Genomic DNA, 15318 nt, shown 5'->3' on the forward strand with positions numbered 1-15318 from the left:
GATCAGACTCCCTTCGCGTTCAGTGTGATGGCATAGAGCGACGTGGTCGCGCAGATGAAAAGGCGGTTGAGCTTGGGCCCGCCGAAGCAGACGTTGGCCACGCGCTCGGGGATCAGGATCTTGCCGAGCAGCGTGCCGTCGGGGTGATAGGCGTGCACGCCGTCGAGTGCGCTGGTCCAGATGCGGCCTTCGGTGTCGAGCCGGAAGCCGTCGAACAGCCCGTTGGTGCATTCGGCGAACACCTCGCCGCCGTCCAGCCTCCTGGCATAGGGGCTGACACTGAAGCGGCGGATGTGCCGCGGCCCGTCCGCCGCATGGCTCGCGCCCGTGTCGGCGATGTACAGCGTCGATTCGTCGGGCGAGAACGCCAGGCCGTTGGGCTTCACGAAGTCATCGGCCATGCGTTCGACTTCGCCGCTCGCCGGGTCGATGCGATAGACATGGCAGGCGCCGATTTCGCTGTCTGCCTTCAGGCCCTCGTAGTCGGAGAGGATGCCGTAGCTCGGGTCGGTGAACCACACGGCGCCGTCCGAATGCACGACCACGTCGTTGGGCGAATTGAGACGCTTGCCCTGCCAGTGCGAGGCCAGCACGGTGATCGTGCCGTCATGCTCGGTGCGCGTTACGCGCCGCGTTAGATGCTCGCAACTCACGAGGCGGCCCTGGCGGTCGACCGTATTGCCATTGGTGTTGTTCGACGGCTCACGGAAGATGCCGACCGTGCCATTGACTTCGTCGTAACGCAGCATGCGGTTGTTCGGAATGTCCGACCACACCAGCGTGCGGTGCGCGGCGAACCACACGGGGCCTTCGCACCAGCGCGCACCGGTCCACAGGCGCTGCACGCGCTCGGGGCCGGGAATGCAAGACTTGAAGCGAGGGTCTCTATGCTCGAAGCCGGTGCCCTCGAGAAAGCCGAAGGGGAGGTTGGCCATGTCGTTCCTTGCCGATGGATTCACATCACGTCACATCACCGCGCCGACCTGCCACGGCACGAACTCGTTCTGGCCGTAGCCGTGCTGCTCGCTCTTCGACTGCGCGCCCGAAGCGGTCGCCAGCACCAGCTCGAAGATGCGCTGGCCCATCTCCTGGATCGACGCCGTGCCGTCCACGATCTCGCCGCAGTTGATGTCCATGTCTTCTTCCTGCCGCTGCCACAGCGCAGAGTTGGTCGCGAGCTTGAGCGAGGGCGAAGGCGCGCAGCCATACGCCGAGCCGCGCCCGGTCGTGAAGCAGATCAGGTTGGCGCCGCCGGCCACCTGGCCCGTGGCGCTCACCGGGTCGTAGCCCGGCGTGTCCATGTAGACGAAGCCGTGCGCCGTCACGGGCTCGGCGTATTCGTACACCGCCTCGAGGTTGCTGGTGCCGCCCTTGGCCACCGCGCCCAGTGACTTTTCGAGAATGGTGGTGAGCCCGCCGGCCTTGTTGCCCGGCGAGGGGTTGTTGTTCATCTCGCCTTCGTTGATTTCGGTGTAGTGCTCCCACCACTTGATGCGGTCCACCAGCTTCTGCCCCACTTCGCGCTTCACCGCGCGGCGCGTCAGCAGGTGCTCGGCGCCGTACACCTCGGGCGTTTCGCTGAGGATGGCGGTGCCGCCATGCGCCACCAGCAGGTCGACCGCCGCACCCAGCGCCGGGTTGGCGCTGATGCCCGAGTAGCCGTCGGAGCCGCCGCACTGCAGTCCGATGGTGATGTGCGCCGCACTGCACGGCTCGCGCTTTGCCGCGTTGGCGCGCGGCAGCATCTCGTTGATGAGCGCCACGCCCTTCTCGACCGTCTTGCGGGTGCCGCCCGTGTCCTGGATGTTGAAGGTGCGAAAGTTCTCGCCCTCGGCCAGGTGGCCGGTCGCGAGCCAGGCGTTGATCTGGTTGGCCTCGCAGCCGAGCCCGACCACCAGCACGCCCGCGAAGTTCGGGTGCGTGGCGTAGCCCGTCAGCGTGCGCTCCAGGATCTGCATGCCCATGCCCTGCGTGTCCATGCCGCAGCCGGTGCCGTGCGTGAGCGCGACGATGCCGTCCACGTTCGGAAACGCCGCGAGCGCCTGCGGATTGGTCTTGCGCGAGAAGTGGTCGGCAATGGCGCGCGCGGCCGTGGCCGAGCAGTTCACGCTGGTCAGCACGCCGATGTAGTTGCGCGTGGCCACGCGGCCGTCGGCGCGCTTGATGCCCATGAAGGTGGCCTCGCGCTTCGCAGGGGCGGGCTTCACGTCGGCGCCGAAGGCGTAATCGCGTTCGAAGTCTCCCTTGTCCGGGCCCATGTTCAGGTTCTGCGTGTGCACGTGCTCGCCGGCAGCGATGGGCTTGCTCGCGAATCCGATGATCTGGTTGTAGCGCCGCACCGGCTCGCCCTGGGCGATGTCGCGCATCGCGATCTTGTGGCCCGGCGGAATCAGGCCGCGCACGGCCACGCCTTCGACGACGGTGCCGCCGAGCAGTTGCGAGCGCGCGATGACGACGTCATCGGCGGGGTGGAGTCGGATGTAGGGAGTCATCGTGAGTGCCTGTCGGCGCTTGTTTGTTTGTCAGGAGACCTTCGCGCGGCGCCAGCTCGCGCTGAATCTCTGGTGGAACTTGTCCATGTGCTGGTGCATTGCCTCGCGCGCCGCTGCCGGGTCGCGCGCAGCGACGGCGTCGAGGATGGCTTCGTGCTCGCCGATGGCGGCCTGCCACGAGTCCATGGTCTCGAAGTAATCGATCATCCGCGCAAAGATCGGCCCGTGGCGCGACTCCAGGAAGCCCTGCACCGTCTCGGTCAGCACCACGTTGCCGCAGGCGTTGACGATGGCCAGGTGGAAGGCGCGATCGCCCTCGTGCGGTACTTCGCTGCGCGCGGCCATCTCGCGCATCATCTTGATTGCGCGGCGGATGGCGTCCACGTCCTTGCGCTTGCCGTACTGGGCCGCCGTGGCGGCGGTCTCGCCTTCCACCAGGCGGCGCGCGCGGATGATTTCGAGCGGCCCCCATTCGGCGCCGGCTGCTCCGTTGGCGGGCGGGGCCGTGCGGTGCGAGCGGTCGAGCACGTACACGCCCGAGCCGGTGCGGATCTCGACCCAGCCTTCCACCTCCAGCGCGATCAGTGCCTCGCGCACCGAGGGCCGGCTCACGCCCAGCTGCTTGGCCAGGTCGCGCTCGGCCGGAATGCGCGCGCCCACCGCGAACTCGCCCTTGCCGATGAGCACGCGCAACTGTTCGGCAATCTGGCGGTAGAGGCGCTGGGGTTCGAGGGTCTGGATCGGCACGGGAGCGAAAAAAGGAGGTCGAGGGGCTTAAGGGTTGTCCTGAATTGGACAAGTGGTAAGGCCAATTCAGAATACGATACACCGCCCGCGCCATCATCGGGCCTAACCCGAAGACACGACCAGAGGAGACACCGATGAGATTGCAGGGAAAGACCGCGCTGGTCACCGCCGCCGGCCAGGGCATCGGCTACGCCAGCGTGCTGGCCATGGCCGCCGAGGGCGCGCAGGTCTGGGCCACCGACGTCAACGAGAAGCTGCTCGAACGCTACGCGGGCGTGCCCAACGTCACCGCGCTCAAGCTCGACGTGCTCGACAAGGCAGCCATCGGCGCGGTGGTGGCGAAGCTGCCCGCGCTCGACGTCCTCTTCAACTGCGCGGGCGTGGTGCACAACGGCACCATCGAGCAGGCCACCGACGACGAGCTGCTTTTCGCCTTCAGCCTCAACGTGCGCGCCCAGATGTGGACCATCCAGGCCGTGCTGCCCGGCATGCTGGCGGCCGGGCGCGGCAGCATCATCAACATGGCGAGCGTGTGCTCCAGCATGAAGGGGCTGCCCAACCGCTTTGTCTACGGCACCACCAAGGCGGCGGTGCTGGGCCTCACCAAGAGCGTGGCGGCCGACTACGTGGCCCGGGGCATCCGCTGCAATGCCGTGTGCCCGGGCACGGTCGACACGCCCTCGCTTGGCGACCGCATCAACGCCAATGCCGACCCCGAAGCCGCGCGCAAGGCCTTCATCGCGCGCCAGCCCATGGGCCGGCTCGCGCAGGCCGAGGAAATCGCGCCGGTGGTTGTATTCCTTGCCAGCGACGAATCGGTCTTCGCCACCGGCCAGGCCTTCACCGTCGACGGCGGCATCACCATATGAACCAGCTCGACTTCAAGGGCCGCCACGCGGTCGTCACCGGTGGCGCCACGGGGCTCGGCTTCGGCATCGCGCAGCGGCTCGTGGCCTCGGGCGGCGGCGTCACGCTGTGGGACCGCGATGAAGACGCCGCCGCGAAGGCGGCCGAGTCGCTCGGCGACAAGGCCTTTGCGCTGAAGGTCGACGTGTCGCAGCAGCCCTCTGTTGCCAAGGCCGTGGCCGCCACGCTGGCGCACGCGCCGCGTATCGACGCTCTGGTCAACAGCGCCGGCATCACTGGCCCCAACACCAGGCTGTGGGACTACCCCGTGGACGACTGGCGCCAGGTGATAGACGTCAACATCAACGGCGTGTTCCTGTGCTGCCGCGAAGTGGTCGCGCAGATGCGCAAGCAGGGCACTGGCGGCTACGGCCGCATCGTCAACATCGCCTCGGTGGCCGGCAAGGAGGGCAACCCCAACGCCAGTGCCTACAGCGCGAGCAAGGCGGCCGTTATCGGGCTGACCAAGTCGCTCGGCAAGGAGCTGGCCGACACCGGCATCCGCGTGAACTGCGTGACGCCCGCGGCCGTGAAGACGGCCATCTTCGACCAGATGACGCCCGAGCACATCGCCTTCATGCTCTCGAAGATTCCCATGGGCCGCTTCGGCACGGTGGAGGAGGTGGCCGCGATGGTCGGCTGGCTCTGCACCGAAGATTGTTCGTTTTCCACCGGCGCGGTCTTCGACCTCTCCGGCGGCCGCTCCACGTACTGATCAATTCAATTCAATGCACTGAAAGGAAAGCATGAAACTCGTCCGCTATGGCAACCCCGGCAAGGAAAAGCCCGGCCTCATCGACGACAAGGGCCAGCTGCGCGACCTGAGCGCCGTCGTCAAGGACATCGGCCCCGAGCAACTGGGTGATGCCGCCATTGCCAAGCTGCGCAAGCAGAAGATCGACAAGCTGCCGCTGGTCAAGGGCAAGCCGCGCTTCGGCAGCCCCGTGGCCAACGTCGGCAAGTTCATCGCCATCGGCCTGAACTACGCGGACCACGCGGCCGAATCCGGCCTGCCGGTGCCCAAGGAACCCGTGGTGTTCACCAAGGCCAACAGCTGCATCCAGGGCCCGAACGATCCGGTGATGCTGCCCAAGGGCTCGGTCAAGACCGACTGGGAAGTCGAGCTCGGCGTGGTCATCGGCACGCGCGCACGCTACGTGTCGCAAAAGAGCGCGCTCGACTACGTGGCCGGCTACTGCACCATCAACGACATCAGCGAGCGCGAATACCAGATCGAGCGCGGCGGCACCTGGGACAAGGGCAAGGGCTGCGACACCTTCGGCCCGCTCGGCCCCTGGCTGGTGACGCGCGACGAAATCGAGAACCCGCAGAAGCTTTCGATGTGGCTCGACCTGAACGGCCAGCGCGTGCAGACCGGCAGCACCAAGACCATGATCTTCAGCGTGGCCAAGATCGTGAGCTACGTGAGCCAGTTCATGACGCTGATGCCCGGCGACGTCATCACCACCGGCACGCCGCCCGGCGTCGGCATGGGCATGAAGCCGCCGCTCTTCCTGAAGAAGGGCGACGTGATGACGCTGGGCATCGAAGGCCTGGGCGAGCAGCGCCAGGAAGTGATTCCGTTCAAGCTCTGAACGAGGTTCTCTGAGATCATCCGGCGGATGAAGACGCCGCCGGACCATCGCTCGCAGGTCTTTGGAACGCCCTGGGAGGGCGTCCATGGCACCGCGATGGACAGTGCCCGCCACTACGGCCGGCACTGGCATTCGACCTACGGCGTCGGCCTGCTCGACCATGGCGCGCAAAGCTCGGCCAGCGGCCGCGGCAAGGTAGATGCCTATGCGGGTGATCTCATCACCACCAATCCCGGGGAAGTGCACGACGGCCGGCCGCTTGGCGGCCCGTCGCGGCGTTGGCGCATGGTGTATCTCGACGCGGCAGTGATGGCGGGCATGCTTGGCGGCACTGCGATGGACGGCAGCGTTGAATTCACACGGCCCGTGCTCAAGGACTTGCGGCTGGTCCAAACACTGCGCCGCCTGTTCACCCGCCTCGATGATTGGCGTAACCGCGCCGCGAGCACCTCTGCAAGCGCCGAAGCCCTCGCCTGCGAAGAGTCGCTGGTCGAAGTCTGCGGCCTGCTGCTCGATGGCCATTCCACCGCCGTGCCGCAGCCCGAGATCGACGGCGACGTGCGGCTGGTGCGCGAGCGCCTCGCCGATGACCTGCTTGCCGCGCCCATGCTCGATGAGCTTGCAGCGATGGCCGGCCTCGGCAAGTTCCAGCTGCTGCGTCGTTTCCAGAAGGCCTATGGCGTGCCGCCCCACGCATGGCTTTTGCTGCAGCGCGCCGAACGCGCACGCGCCTTGATCCGACGCGGCACGAGCTTGGCGGACACCGCCGCCGCAAGCGGCTTCGCGGACCAGAGCCACATGACGCGCATCTTCACGCGCCACTTCGGTTTCACGCCCGGCGCCTGGCAGCGGGCATAGCGCTCAGCGCAGCACGCGGATCAACTCGTCGTACACCAGCCGCACGCGCGCCGGCACCGGTGCGCGCTGCGAGCGGTACACATAGATCGGCCACGGCTCGGGCGCCTCGGCCTCCAGCACCGACACCAGCGCGCCGCGCTCGATCCAGGGCTCGGCCAGCGAGCCGATCAACTGGGCGAAGCCCAGGCCCGCGAGCACCGCGGCGCACTCGGTGTCGAAGTCGTCGGTGACGAAGGCCGGCGAGGTCACGGCCAGCTGGCGCTCCTTGCGGAACATCATCGGCCAGGGCCGGCCCGACTTGCGATCGATCAATGCGGTGAGCGGCAGCGAGGCCAGCGCCTCGATCTTCTTCGGCACGCCGGTACGCGCGATCAGCGAGGGCGCGGCCACCACGTGCAGCGCCATCCGGCCGACCGGCCGCGCGACGAAGCGGGCATCGCGCAGCGGGCCCACGCGCACGCCGATGTCGATCTGCTCGCCGACCACGTCGGCATGCGACTCCGAGACGCGCAGGTCGAGCACCAGGCCCGGGTGCGCGGCGAGCATCGGCGCCAGCGCCTGCGGAATGAGCTGGCGCCCGAAGATGCCCGGCGCCGTGACCCGCACCGTGCCCTCGTGCTGCGACAGTGCGCGGCGGTCGGTGCGATGGAAGAGTTCGTCGACTCCGCTCAGGGCGGTGCGCGCCCGCTCCGAGAGCTGCCGACCGAAGTCGGTGAGCTGAACGCCGCGCGTGCTGCGGTGGAAGAGGGGCTCGCCGAGCTCGTCTTCGAGCTCGCGCACCGCGCGCGTCACCACCTGCGGTGACACCGAAAGCCGCGCCGCCGCGTCGCGGAAGTTGGCGGCATCGGCGGCGGCGCAGAACACGCGCAGGGCTTCGAGACGATTGGACATGGTGTTGAGAGTTCCTTTTTGAGGAATTCTGAAGTCGCCAGAGTTTCATTTACGGGAACATTTGGATTTTCCACACTGGAGGCACTTCTTCCACACACCCGAAAGGAATTTCCCATGACATCCGTTCAAGACAACATCAAGGGCAAGGTCGCCATCGTCACCGGCGCGAGCAGCGGGCTCGGCGAATCGACGGCGCGTCACCTGGCCGCGCGCGGCGCAAAAGTGGTGCTCGCGGCCCGCCGCACCGACCGGCTCGACAAGGTCGTCGCCGAGATCCGCGAAGCCGGCGGCGAGGCCATCGCCGTGGCCACCGACGTGGCCAAGCGCGCCGACCTCGACAAGCTCGCCGCCGCCACCGTCGAGGCCTTCGGCCGCATCGACGTGCTGGTCAACAACGCGGGCGTGATGCCGCTGTCGCCCCTCGACAAGCTCAAGGTCGACGAGTGGGACCGCACCATCGACGTCAACATCAAGGGCGTGCTCTACGGCATTGCCGCCGTGCTGCCGCGCATGCAGGCGCAGGGCAGCGGGCACATCGTCAACGTCGCATCCATTGCCGGGCTGAAGGTGTTCACGCCCATCGGCACCGTCTACAGCGCGACCAAGCACGCGGTGCGCGCCATCTCCGAAGGCCTGCGCGTGGAAGTGGGCAACAGCGGCGTGCGCGTGACCATCGTGTCGCCCGGCGCGGTCGAGTCGGAGCTGAAGTTCGGCAGCAGCGATGCCGAGTCCGCTGCGGGCGTGAAGGCGTTCTACGACGCCAACCAGATCCCGTCGGATTCGGTAGCGCGCGCCATCGTCTACGCGGTGGAGCAGCCGGCGAACGTGGACATCAACGAAGTCGTGCTGCGGCCGGTGTCGCAGGAATTCTGAAGAGAGCTTCCGAGGGGTAGGGATGGGGCCGATTGCGCCCCGTCCCGCATCAATTAACCTTCAATACCTGAAGGTTTCTTGCGGGCGAAAGTGGTAAAGCCCTGCAAAATAGAACGACCGTTCGTTTTTGCATGGAAATTCCACGATGACCGCAGCAGCCGTTCCCGCCAAGCCCGTTCGCGCCGCCCAGAAGGGCCAGCAGACCAAGGCCGTCATCGTCGACGCCGCGCTGGCGCTAGCCGCGCAGATCGGGCTCGAGGGCCTGTCGATCGGTGCGGTGGCTGAAATCACCAAGATGAGCAAGTCGGGCGTATTCGCCCACTTCGGCTCGCGCGAAGAACTGCAGATCTCGGTGGTGCGTGAATACCACGCGCGCTTCGAGCAGGAAGTGTTCTTCCCCGCCCTGAAGGCGCCGCGCGGCCTGCCGCGCCTGCGCGCCATGTTCGCCAACTGGATGAAGCGCACCTCGACCGAAATCGACTCGGGCTGCATCTACATCAGCGGCGCTTCCGAATTCGACGACCGCCCAGGCCCGGTGCGCGATGCGCTGGTCGAGTCGGTCAGCATCTGGCAGGCGGCAGTGCTGCGCGCCATCGTGCAGTCGCAGAGCGAAGGCCATCTGCGCGCCGATGCCGACGAGCGCCAGGTGGCGTTCGAGATTCACGGCCTGATCCTCGCACTGCACTACGAAGCGCGCTTCCTGCAGGTGCCCGGCTCCATTGGCCGCGCCAACGTCGGCTTCGACAACATCCTCGCGCGCAGCGCCACGCCCGATGCGCCCAAGGCTGACACGGCCGCGCCGGCCGGCCGCCGCCTCAAGACCGTGCGCTGAAGAAGCGCGCGGCCTGCCCCGTTTTCGTTTTCCCCCTTTTCTTTTTTCTATCTAGCTTCGACCAGGAGAGTTCCGGATGCCTACCTACAACCCACCCGTGCGCGACATGCAGTTCGTGCTGCACGAAGTGCTCAACGTCGCCGAGGAACTCAAGGCGCTTCCGGCACATGCCGAGACCGATGCCGACACCATCAACGCGGTGATCGAAGAGGCCGGCAAGTTCGCAGCCGAAGTGACCTTCCCGCTCAACATCAGCGGCGATGAAGAGGGCTGCACGCTCGACAAGACCACGCATGAAGTGAAGACGCCCAAGGGCTTCAAGGACGCCTACGCCAAGTACATCGAAGGCGGCTGGCCCGCGCTGTCGTGCGACCCGGCCTTCGGCGGCCAGGGCCTGCCGTTCGTGGTGAACCAGTGCCTGTTCGAAATGCTCAACAGCGCCAACCAGGCCTGGACCATGTACCCCGGCCTCTCGCACGGCGCGTACGAGGCGCTGGCGGCCCACGGCACCGACGAGCAGAAGAAGACCTACCTGCCCAAGCTCACCAGCGGCGAATGGACCGGCACCATGTGCCTGACCGAACCCCATTGCGGCACCGACCTCGGTCTGCTGCGCACCAAGGCCGAGCCGCAGGCGGACGGCACCTATCGCATCAGCGGCAGCAAGATCTTCATCTCGGCCGGCGAGCACGACATGACGAGCAACATCATTCACCTGGTGCTGGCCCGCCTGCCTGACGCGCCCAAGGGCAGCAAGGGCATCAGCCTGTTCGTGGTGCCGAAGTTCAAGGTCAAGGCCGACGGTTCGCTCGGCGAGCGCAACCCGATCTTCTGCGCGGGCCTGGAGCACAAGATGGGCATTCACGGCAACGCCACCGCGCAGATCGTGATCGAAGGCGCCACCGGCACGCTGGTGGGCGAGCCCAACAAGGGCCTGGCCGCGATGTTCGTGATGATGAACGCCGCGCGCCTGGGCGTGGGCAACCAGTCGCTGGGCCTGACCGAAGTGGCCTACCAGAACGCGCTGGCCTACGCCAAGGACCGCATCCAGATGCGTTCGCTCTCCGGCGTGAAGGCCAAGGACAAGGAAGCCGACCCCATCATCGTGCACCCCGACGTGCGCAAGATGCTGCTCACTGCCAAGGCCTATGCCGAAGGCGGCCGCGCGCTGCAGATCTTCTGCACGCTGCTGCTCGACAAGGAGCACAACCACCCCGACGAGAAGGTGCGCAAGGACTCCGGCGAACTGGTCGCGCTGCTGACCCCCATCGTCAAGGCCTTCATCACCGACAACGGCCACGTTGCAACCAACGCCTGCATGCAGGTGTTCGGCGGCCACGGCTTCATCAAGGAATGGGGCATGGAGCAGTTCGTGCGCGACAACCGCATCAACATGATCTATGAAGGCACCAACACCATCCAGTCGCTGGACCTGCTGGGCCGCAAGGTGCTGGGCAACAACGGCGCCTCGCTGAAGAAGTTCGGCAAGCTGGTTGCGAAGCTGGTGGAAGAAGAAGGCGTCAACGAGAAGATGGCCGAGTTCATCAACCCCATCGCGGGCCTGGGCGACCAGCTCACCAAGTTCACGACCGAGATCGGCTTCAAGGGCTTCCAGAACCCCGACGAAGTGGGCGCCGCTGCTGTCGACTACCTGCGCGTGGCTGGCCACTTCGTGTTCGGCTACCTGTTCGCCCGCATGGCGCAAGTGGCCCTGCGCGAAATCGCCGCCGGCAACACCGACCCGTTCTACGTCGCCAAGCTGCAGACCGCGCGCTTCTACTTCGCCAAGCTGTTCCCCGAGACTGCGACGCTGATGCGCACCGCGCGCGCCGGCAGCAAGGTGCTGATGGACACCGACGCGGCACTGGCCTGAAGCAAGCCCTTTGCCTTTTCCTTCACTTCGCCGGGAGACACGCATGAAGAAAACATTCGCCGCCGTTCTGTTCGCCGTCACCGCAGCCTCGGCCATGGCCCAGGTCACGCCGGTCGGCCTGTGGCGCAACGTTGACGACAAGACCGGTGAGGTCAAGGCCGAGATCCGCATCGATGAAACCAACGGTGCGCTGCTCGGCCGCATCGAAAAGGCACTGGGCAAGGACGCCAAGCCCGGCGCCACCTGCGACGAATGCAGCGACGACCGCAAGGGCAAGCCCATGGTGGGCCTTGACATCATCCGCGGCGGCAAGAAGGCCGAAGGCAAGGAAGTCTGGGAAGGCGGCAAGATCCTCGACCCCGAGAACGGCAAGGAATACCGCGCGAGCTACACGCCCGTCGACGGCGGCAAGAAGCTCGAAGTGCGCGGCTATCTGGGCCCCTTCTGGCGCACTCAAACCTGGAACCGCGTGCAGTAACAAGCCTGCGCGCAACCAATCCAAGAAATACCAAGCAACATGTCCCGATTTCAAGTGAAGAAGGTCGCCGTGCTCGGCGCCGGCGTGATGGGCGCGCAGATTGCGGCCCACCTCGTCAACGTGCGCGTGCCTGTCGTGCTGTTCGATCTGGCCGCAAAAGAAGGCCCGAAGAACGGCATCGTCACGCGCGCCATCGACAACCTCAAGAAGCTCAAGCCCGCGCCGCTCGGCGACGTGGCCGACGCGGGCCTGATCGAACAGGCCAACTACGAAGACGACCTTGCCAAGCTCGGCGAGTGCGACCTCATCATCGAAGCCATTGCCGAGCGCATGGACTGGAAGCTCGATCTCTACAAGAAGATCGCGCCGCACGTTGCCAAGCATTCGATCCTGGCCTCGAACACCTCGGGCCTGTCGATCACCAAGCTCAGCGAGGCATTGCCTGAAGCGCTGAAGCCGCGCTTCTGCGGCATTCACTTCTTCAACCCGCCGCGCTACATGTTCCTGGTGGAGCTGATCAACACGCCCACCACGCAGCCGCAGGTGCTCGACGACCTCGAAGCCTTCGTCACCAGCACGCTCGGCAAGGGCGTGGTGCGCGCGCACGACACGCCCAACTTCATCGCCAACCGCGTCGGCATTGCCGGCATGCTGGCTACGCTGAAGGAAGTCGAGAAGTTCGGCTTGACGCCCGACGTGGTGGACGACCTCACCGGCAAGAAGCTGGGCCGCGCAAGCTCGGGCACCTTCCGCACCGCCGACGTGGTGGGCCTCGACACGATGGCCCACGTCGTGAAGACGCTGCAGGACAACCTGAACGCCGAGACCGATCCGTTCTACGCCAACTTCGCGACGCCGCCGGTGCTCGCCAAGCTGCTGGAGCTGGGCAACCTGGGCCAGAAGGCCAAGGCCGGCTTCTTCAAGAAGGTCGGCCGCGACATCCTGCGCTTTGACCTGAAGAGCGGCGAGTACGTGCCCGCCGGCGCCAAAGCTGACGAGGTGTATGGCCGCATGCTGAAGAAGCCCGCGGGCGAACGCCTGAAGCTGCTGCGCGAGAGCGAAGGACCGCAGGGCCAGTTCCTCTGGGCCATCTTGCGCGACGGCTTCCATTACGCCGCCGTGCACCTGGGCGACATCGCCGAGAGCGCACGCGACATCGACTTCGCCATGCGCTGGGGCTTCGGCATGAAGCAGGGCCCGTTCGAGCTCTGGCAAGAGGCCGGCTGGGCGCAGGTCGCCAAGTGGGTGCAGGAAGACATCGACGCCGGCAAGGCGCTGAGCAGCGCACCGCTGCCCAAGTGGGTGTTCGAAGGTCCGGTGGCCGAGGCCGGCGGCGTGCACACGCCCGAAGGCTCGTGGAGCGCATCGCAGAACAAATTCGTGCCGCAGCGCAGGCTGCCGGTGCATGACCGCCAGCTGTTCCCCGAGAGCGTGCTCGGCGCGAACGCAGCCGATGCCAACACCGCCGGCACCACCATCAGCGACGAAGGCGACGTGCGCGTGTGGACGCTCGATGGCGAAGTGCTCATCGCCAGCATCCATTCGAAGATGCACGCCATCAGTCCCGACGTGGCCGAGGCGCTTGGCGCCGCGGTCGAGCTGGCCGAAGCCGAATACAAGGGCCTGGTGATCTGGTCGCCCGACGAGGTGTTCTCGGTCGGCGCCGACCTGCAGGCGATGCTGCCGGCCTTCGTGGTCGCAGGCATCGGCGCGGTCGAAGGCGCCGAGGAAGAGCTGCAGAACGTGATGCTCAAGATCCGCTACGCCAGCGTGCCGGTGATTTCGGCCGTGCGCGGCATGGCGCTGGGCGGCGGCTGCGAGCTGGCCGTGCATTCGGCCAAGCGCGTGGCTGCGATGGAAAGCTACATCGGCCTGGTCGAAGTCGGCGTGGGCCTGATCCCCGGCGCCGGCGGCCTGACCTACATCGCGCGTCGTGCTGCGGAGAACGCAGCGGCCTCCACGGGTAGCGACCTGCTGCCGTTCCTCACCGAAGGCTTCACTGCTGCGGCGATGGCGAAGGTCGGCACCGGCGCGCTCGATTCGAAGAAGCTGGGCTACCTGCTCGACAGCGACGTGATCGTGCCGAACAAGGACGAGCTGCTGTACGTGGCGCTGCAGCAGGCCAAGGCCATGGCCGACGCCGGCTACCGCGCACCGCTGCGCCGCACCTTCCGCGTGGCGGGCCGCAGCGGCGCCGCGACCATCAAGGGCCAGCTGGTGAACATGCGCGACGGCGGCTTCATCAGCGCGCACGACTTCCACATTGCCAGCCTGATCGCGAACGTGGTCACCGGCGGCGACGTGGACGCGGGTTCGCTCGTGACCGAGGAATACCTGATGACGCTGGAACGCAAGGCGTTCTGCTCGCTCATCGTGCATCCCAAGACGCAGGAGCGGATCATGGGGATGCTCAGCACCGGCAAGCCAGTGCGCAACTAAGGACAGATTTCATGAGCAAGCAAGTACAAGACGCCTACATCGTCTCCGCCACCCGCACCCCCATCGGCAAGTCGCACCGCGGCTACTTCCGCAACTACCGTCCTGACGACCTGCTGGCCACTACGCTGCGCGCCGCACTGGCTGCTGTGCCCAGCCTCGACCCGAAGGCCATCGAAGACATCATCTGCGGCTGCGCGATTCCCGAATCGCAGCAGGGCCTGAACGTCGCGCGCATCGGCGCGGTGCTGGCGGGCCTGCCGACCAGCGTCGGCGGCATCACCGTCAACCGCTTCTGCGCATCTGGCCTGTCGGCCGTGCAGATGGCGGCCGATCGCATCCGCGTTGGCGAGGCCGACGTGATGATCGCAGCCGGTGTCGAAAGCATGAGCATGGTGCCGATGATGGGCAACTCGCCCTCGCTGTCGCCCTCGATCTTCGAGCGCGAGGGCGACGTGGGCATTGCCTATGGCATGGGCCTCACGGCCGAGAAGGTCGCGCAGCAGTGGAAGGTGAGCCGCGAGGCGCAGGACGAGTTCGCGCTCGCCTCGCACCAGAAGGCGCTGGCCGCGCAGAAGGCCGGCAAGTTTGCCGACGAGATCACGCCCATCGAAGTGACCGACCGCACGCCGAACCTGGAGACCGGCGAGTCGATTGCCAAGACCCGCACCGTGAATCTCGACGAAGGCGCGCGTCCCGACACCAGCATCGAAGGCCTCGCCAAGCTGCGCACCGTGTTCGCCGCGCGCGGCACGGTCACGGCCGGCAACAGCTCGCAGACCTCGGACGGCGCGGGCGCGCTGATCCTGGCGAGCGAAAAGGCCGTGAAGCAGTACGGCCTCACGCCGCTCGCACGCTTCGTGAGCTTCGCCAGCAAGGGCGTGCCGCCGCACATCATGGGCATCGGCCCGATCGAGGCGATTCCGGCCGCGCTGCGCTATGCCGGCCTGAAGCACGAGGACATCGACTGGTTCGAGCTGAACGAAGCCTTTGCCGCGCAGTCGCTGGCCGTCATCAACACGCTGGGGCTCGATCCGTCGAAGGTCAACCCGATGGGCGGCGCGATTGCGCTGGGCCATCCGCTCGGCGCTACAGGCGCCATCCGCTCGGCGACCGTGGTGCATGCGCTGCGCCGCGAGAACCTGAAGTACGGCATGGTCACGATGTGCGTGGGCATGGGCCAGGGCGCTGCCGGGATCTTTGAAAGGGTTTGAGCAAACCCCCAGGCTTCGCGCACTTCGTGTCGCTGCGCCAACCCCCTTGCAGGGGGCAACACCTGCGGCCCGGCAAAGCCGGTTCCGCGGTGTTCCGCGAATGGACCGTGACCGTTCTGGAGA

At 66.6% G+C, this 15318-nt stretch carries 14 protein-coding genes; 10 read left to right on the plus strand and 4 right to left on the minus strand.

From position 1 onward, the window contains the following. Positions 1-2: 2 nt before the first annotated feature. Genes ACZYSP_RS30575 through ACZYSP_RS30585 form a run of 3 tightly spaced genes read right to left on the minus strand, consistent with a single transcriptional unit; the run spans position 3 to position 3239 of the window. Entirely contained in the window at positions 3-935 is a 933-nt protein-coding gene (locus tag ACZYSP_RS30575; RefSeq protein WP_093079159.1) for an SMP-30/gluconolactonase/LRE family protein, read from the minus strand. A gap of 30 nt (positions 936-965) precedes the next feature. After that, complete coding sequence (locus ACZYSP_RS30580) at positions 966-2492, minus strand: UxaA family hydrolase (RefSeq protein ID WP_093079157.1); 1527 nt, start codon at positions 2490-2492, stop codon at positions 966-968. A 30-nt stretch (positions 2493-2522) separates the two neighbouring features. Then, positions 2523-3239 carry a FadR/GntR family transcriptional regulator gene (locus tag ACZYSP_RS30585; RefSeq protein ID WP_093057285.1) on the minus strand — a complete coding sequence of 239 codons (717 nt, stop codon included), beginning with the start codon at positions 3237-3239 and terminating at the stop codon, positions 2523-2525. Between the two features lie 134 nt (positions 3240-3373). On the opposite strand from ACZYSP_RS30585, the gene ACZYSP_RS30590 reads away from it, so the two are divergent. Genes ACZYSP_RS30590 through ACZYSP_RS30605 form a run of 4 tightly spaced genes read left to right on the plus strand, consistent with a single transcriptional unit; the run spans position 3374 to position 6598 of the window. Then, positions 3374-4108: an SDR family oxidoreductase gene (locus tag ACZYSP_RS30590; protein ID WP_093057286.1), complete on the plus strand. Its 735-nt coding sequence runs from the start codon at positions 3374-3376 to the stop codon at positions 4106-4108. Continuing rightward, a complete protein-coding gene (locus tag ACZYSP_RS30595) occupies positions 4105-4860 on the plus strand; it encodes an SDR family NAD(P)-dependent oxidoreductase (protein WP_093079154.1) in 756 nt (251 codons plus the stop codon). The genes ACZYSP_RS30590 and ACZYSP_RS30595 overlap by 4 nt, the downstream gene beginning before the upstream one ends. A gap of 31 nt (positions 4861-4891) precedes the next feature. Next, a complete protein-coding gene (locus tag ACZYSP_RS30600) occupies positions 4892-5740 on the plus strand; it encodes a fumarylacetoacetate hydrolase family protein (RefSeq protein ID WP_093057288.1) in 849 nt (282 codons plus the stop codon). A gap of 27 nt (positions 5741-5767) precedes the next feature. Then, on the plus strand, positions 5768-6598 hold the full coding sequence (locus ACZYSP_RS30605) for an AraC family transcriptional regulator (protein WP_093079152.1): 831 nt from the start codon (positions 5768-5770) through the stop codon (positions 6596-6598). Between the two features lie 3 nt (positions 6599-6601). On the opposite strand, the gene ACZYSP_RS30610 is transcribed toward ACZYSP_RS30605, so the two are convergent. Next, the gene (locus tag ACZYSP_RS30610; RefSeq protein ID WP_093079149.1) at positions 6602-7489 is read right to left on the minus strand and encodes a LysR family transcriptional regulator; all 888 of its coding nucleotides are present in this window, start codon (positions 7487-7489) and stop codon (positions 6602-6604) included. A 114-nt stretch (positions 7490-7603) separates the two neighbouring features. On the opposite strand from ACZYSP_RS30610, the gene ACZYSP_RS30615 reads away from it, so the two are divergent. From ACZYSP_RS30615 to ACZYSP_RS30640, 6 genes are all read left to right on the plus strand, one after another. Next, a complete protein-coding gene (locus ACZYSP_RS30615) occupies positions 7604-8362 on the plus strand; it encodes an SDR family oxidoreductase (protein ID WP_093057291.1) in 759 nt (252 codons plus the stop codon). Between the two features lie 145 nt (positions 8363-8507). After that, a complete protein-coding gene (locus ACZYSP_RS30620) occupies positions 8508-9194 on the plus strand; it encodes a TetR/AcrR family transcriptional regulator (protein WP_093057292.1) in 687 nt (228 codons plus the stop codon). 76 nt (positions 9195-9270) lie between these two features. Beyond that, positions 9271-11067 (plus strand): acyl-CoA dehydrogenase C-terminal domain-containing protein, encoded by a 1797-nt coding sequence (locus ACZYSP_RS30625; protein WP_093057293.1) that lies wholly within the window; start codon positions 9271-9273, stop codon positions 11065-11067. A 43-nt stretch (positions 11068-11110) separates the two neighbouring features. Beyond that, positions 11111-11545 (plus strand): DUF2147 domain-containing protein, encoded by a 435-nt coding sequence (locus ACZYSP_RS30630; protein WP_093057294.1) that lies wholly within the window; start codon positions 11111-11113, stop codon positions 11543-11545. A gap of 39 nt (positions 11546-11584) precedes the next feature. Next, entirely contained in the window at positions 11585-13984 is a 2400-nt protein-coding gene (locus ACZYSP_RS30635; protein ID WP_093079144.1) for a 3-hydroxyacyl-CoA dehydrogenase/enoyl-CoA hydratase family protein, read from the plus strand. An 11-nt stretch (positions 13985-13995) separates the two neighbouring features. Continuing rightward, positions 13996-15195 (plus strand): acetyl-CoA C-acyltransferase, encoded by a 1200-nt coding sequence (locus ACZYSP_RS30640; protein ID WP_093057296.1) that lies wholly within the window; start codon positions 13996-13998, stop codon positions 15193-15195. Positions 15196-15318: the final 123 nt, after the last annotated feature.

The organism is Variovorax sp. F042, from assembly GCF_057814215.1.

Bases quoted from the DNA above. Each gene is read 5' to 3' on its own strand.
- ACZYSP_RS30575 (WP_093079159.1), bottom strand. From the start codon at position 935: ATGGCCAACCTCCCCTTCGGCTTTCTCGAGGGCACCGGCTTCGAGCAT.
- ACZYSP_RS30580 (WP_093079157.1), bottom strand. From the start codon at position 2,492: ATGACTCCCTACATCCGACTCCACCCCGCCGATGACGTCGTCATCGCG.
- ACZYSP_RS30590 (WP_093057286.1), top strand. From the start codon at position 3,374: ATGAGATTGCAGGGAAAGACCGCGCTGGTCACCGCCGCCGGCCAGGGC.
- ACZYSP_RS30595 (WP_093079154.1), top strand. From the start codon at position 4,105: ATGAACCAGCTCGACTTCAAGGGCCGCCACGCGGTCGTCACCGGTGGC.
- ACZYSP_RS30600 (WP_093057288.1), top strand. From the start codon at position 4,892: ATGAAACTCGTCCGCTATGGCAACCCCGGCAAGGAAAAGCCCGGCCTC.
- ACZYSP_RS30605 (WP_093079152.1), top strand. From the start codon at position 5,768: ATGAAGACGCCGCCGGACCATCGCTCGCAGGTCTTTGGAACGCCCTGG.
- ACZYSP_RS30610 (WP_093079149.1), bottom strand. From the start codon at position 7,489: ATGTCCAATCGTCTCGAAGCCCTGCGCGTGTTCTGCGCCGCCGCCGAT.
- ACZYSP_RS30615 (WP_093057291.1), top strand. From the start codon at position 7,604: ATGACATCCGTTCAAGACAACATCAAGGGCAAGGTCGCCATCGTCACC.
- ACZYSP_RS30620 (WP_093057292.1), top strand. From the start codon at position 8,508: ATGACCGCAGCAGCCGTTCCCGCCAAGCCCGTTCGCGCCGCCCAGAAG.
- ACZYSP_RS30625 (WP_093057293.1), top strand. From the start codon at position 9,271: ATGCCTACCTACAACCCACCCGTGCGCGACATGCAGTTCGTGCTGCAC.
- ACZYSP_RS30630 (WP_093057294.1), top strand. From the start codon at position 11,111: ATGAAGAAAACATTCGCCGCCGTTCTGTTCGCCGTCACCGCAGCCTCG.
- ACZYSP_RS30635 (WP_093079144.1), top strand. From the start codon at position 11,585: ATGTCCCGATTTCAAGTGAAGAAGGTCGCCGTGCTCGGCGCCGGCGTG.
- ACZYSP_RS30640 (WP_093057296.1), top strand. From the start codon at position 13,996: ATGAGCAAGCAAGTACAAGACGCCTACATCGTCTCCGCCACCCGCACC.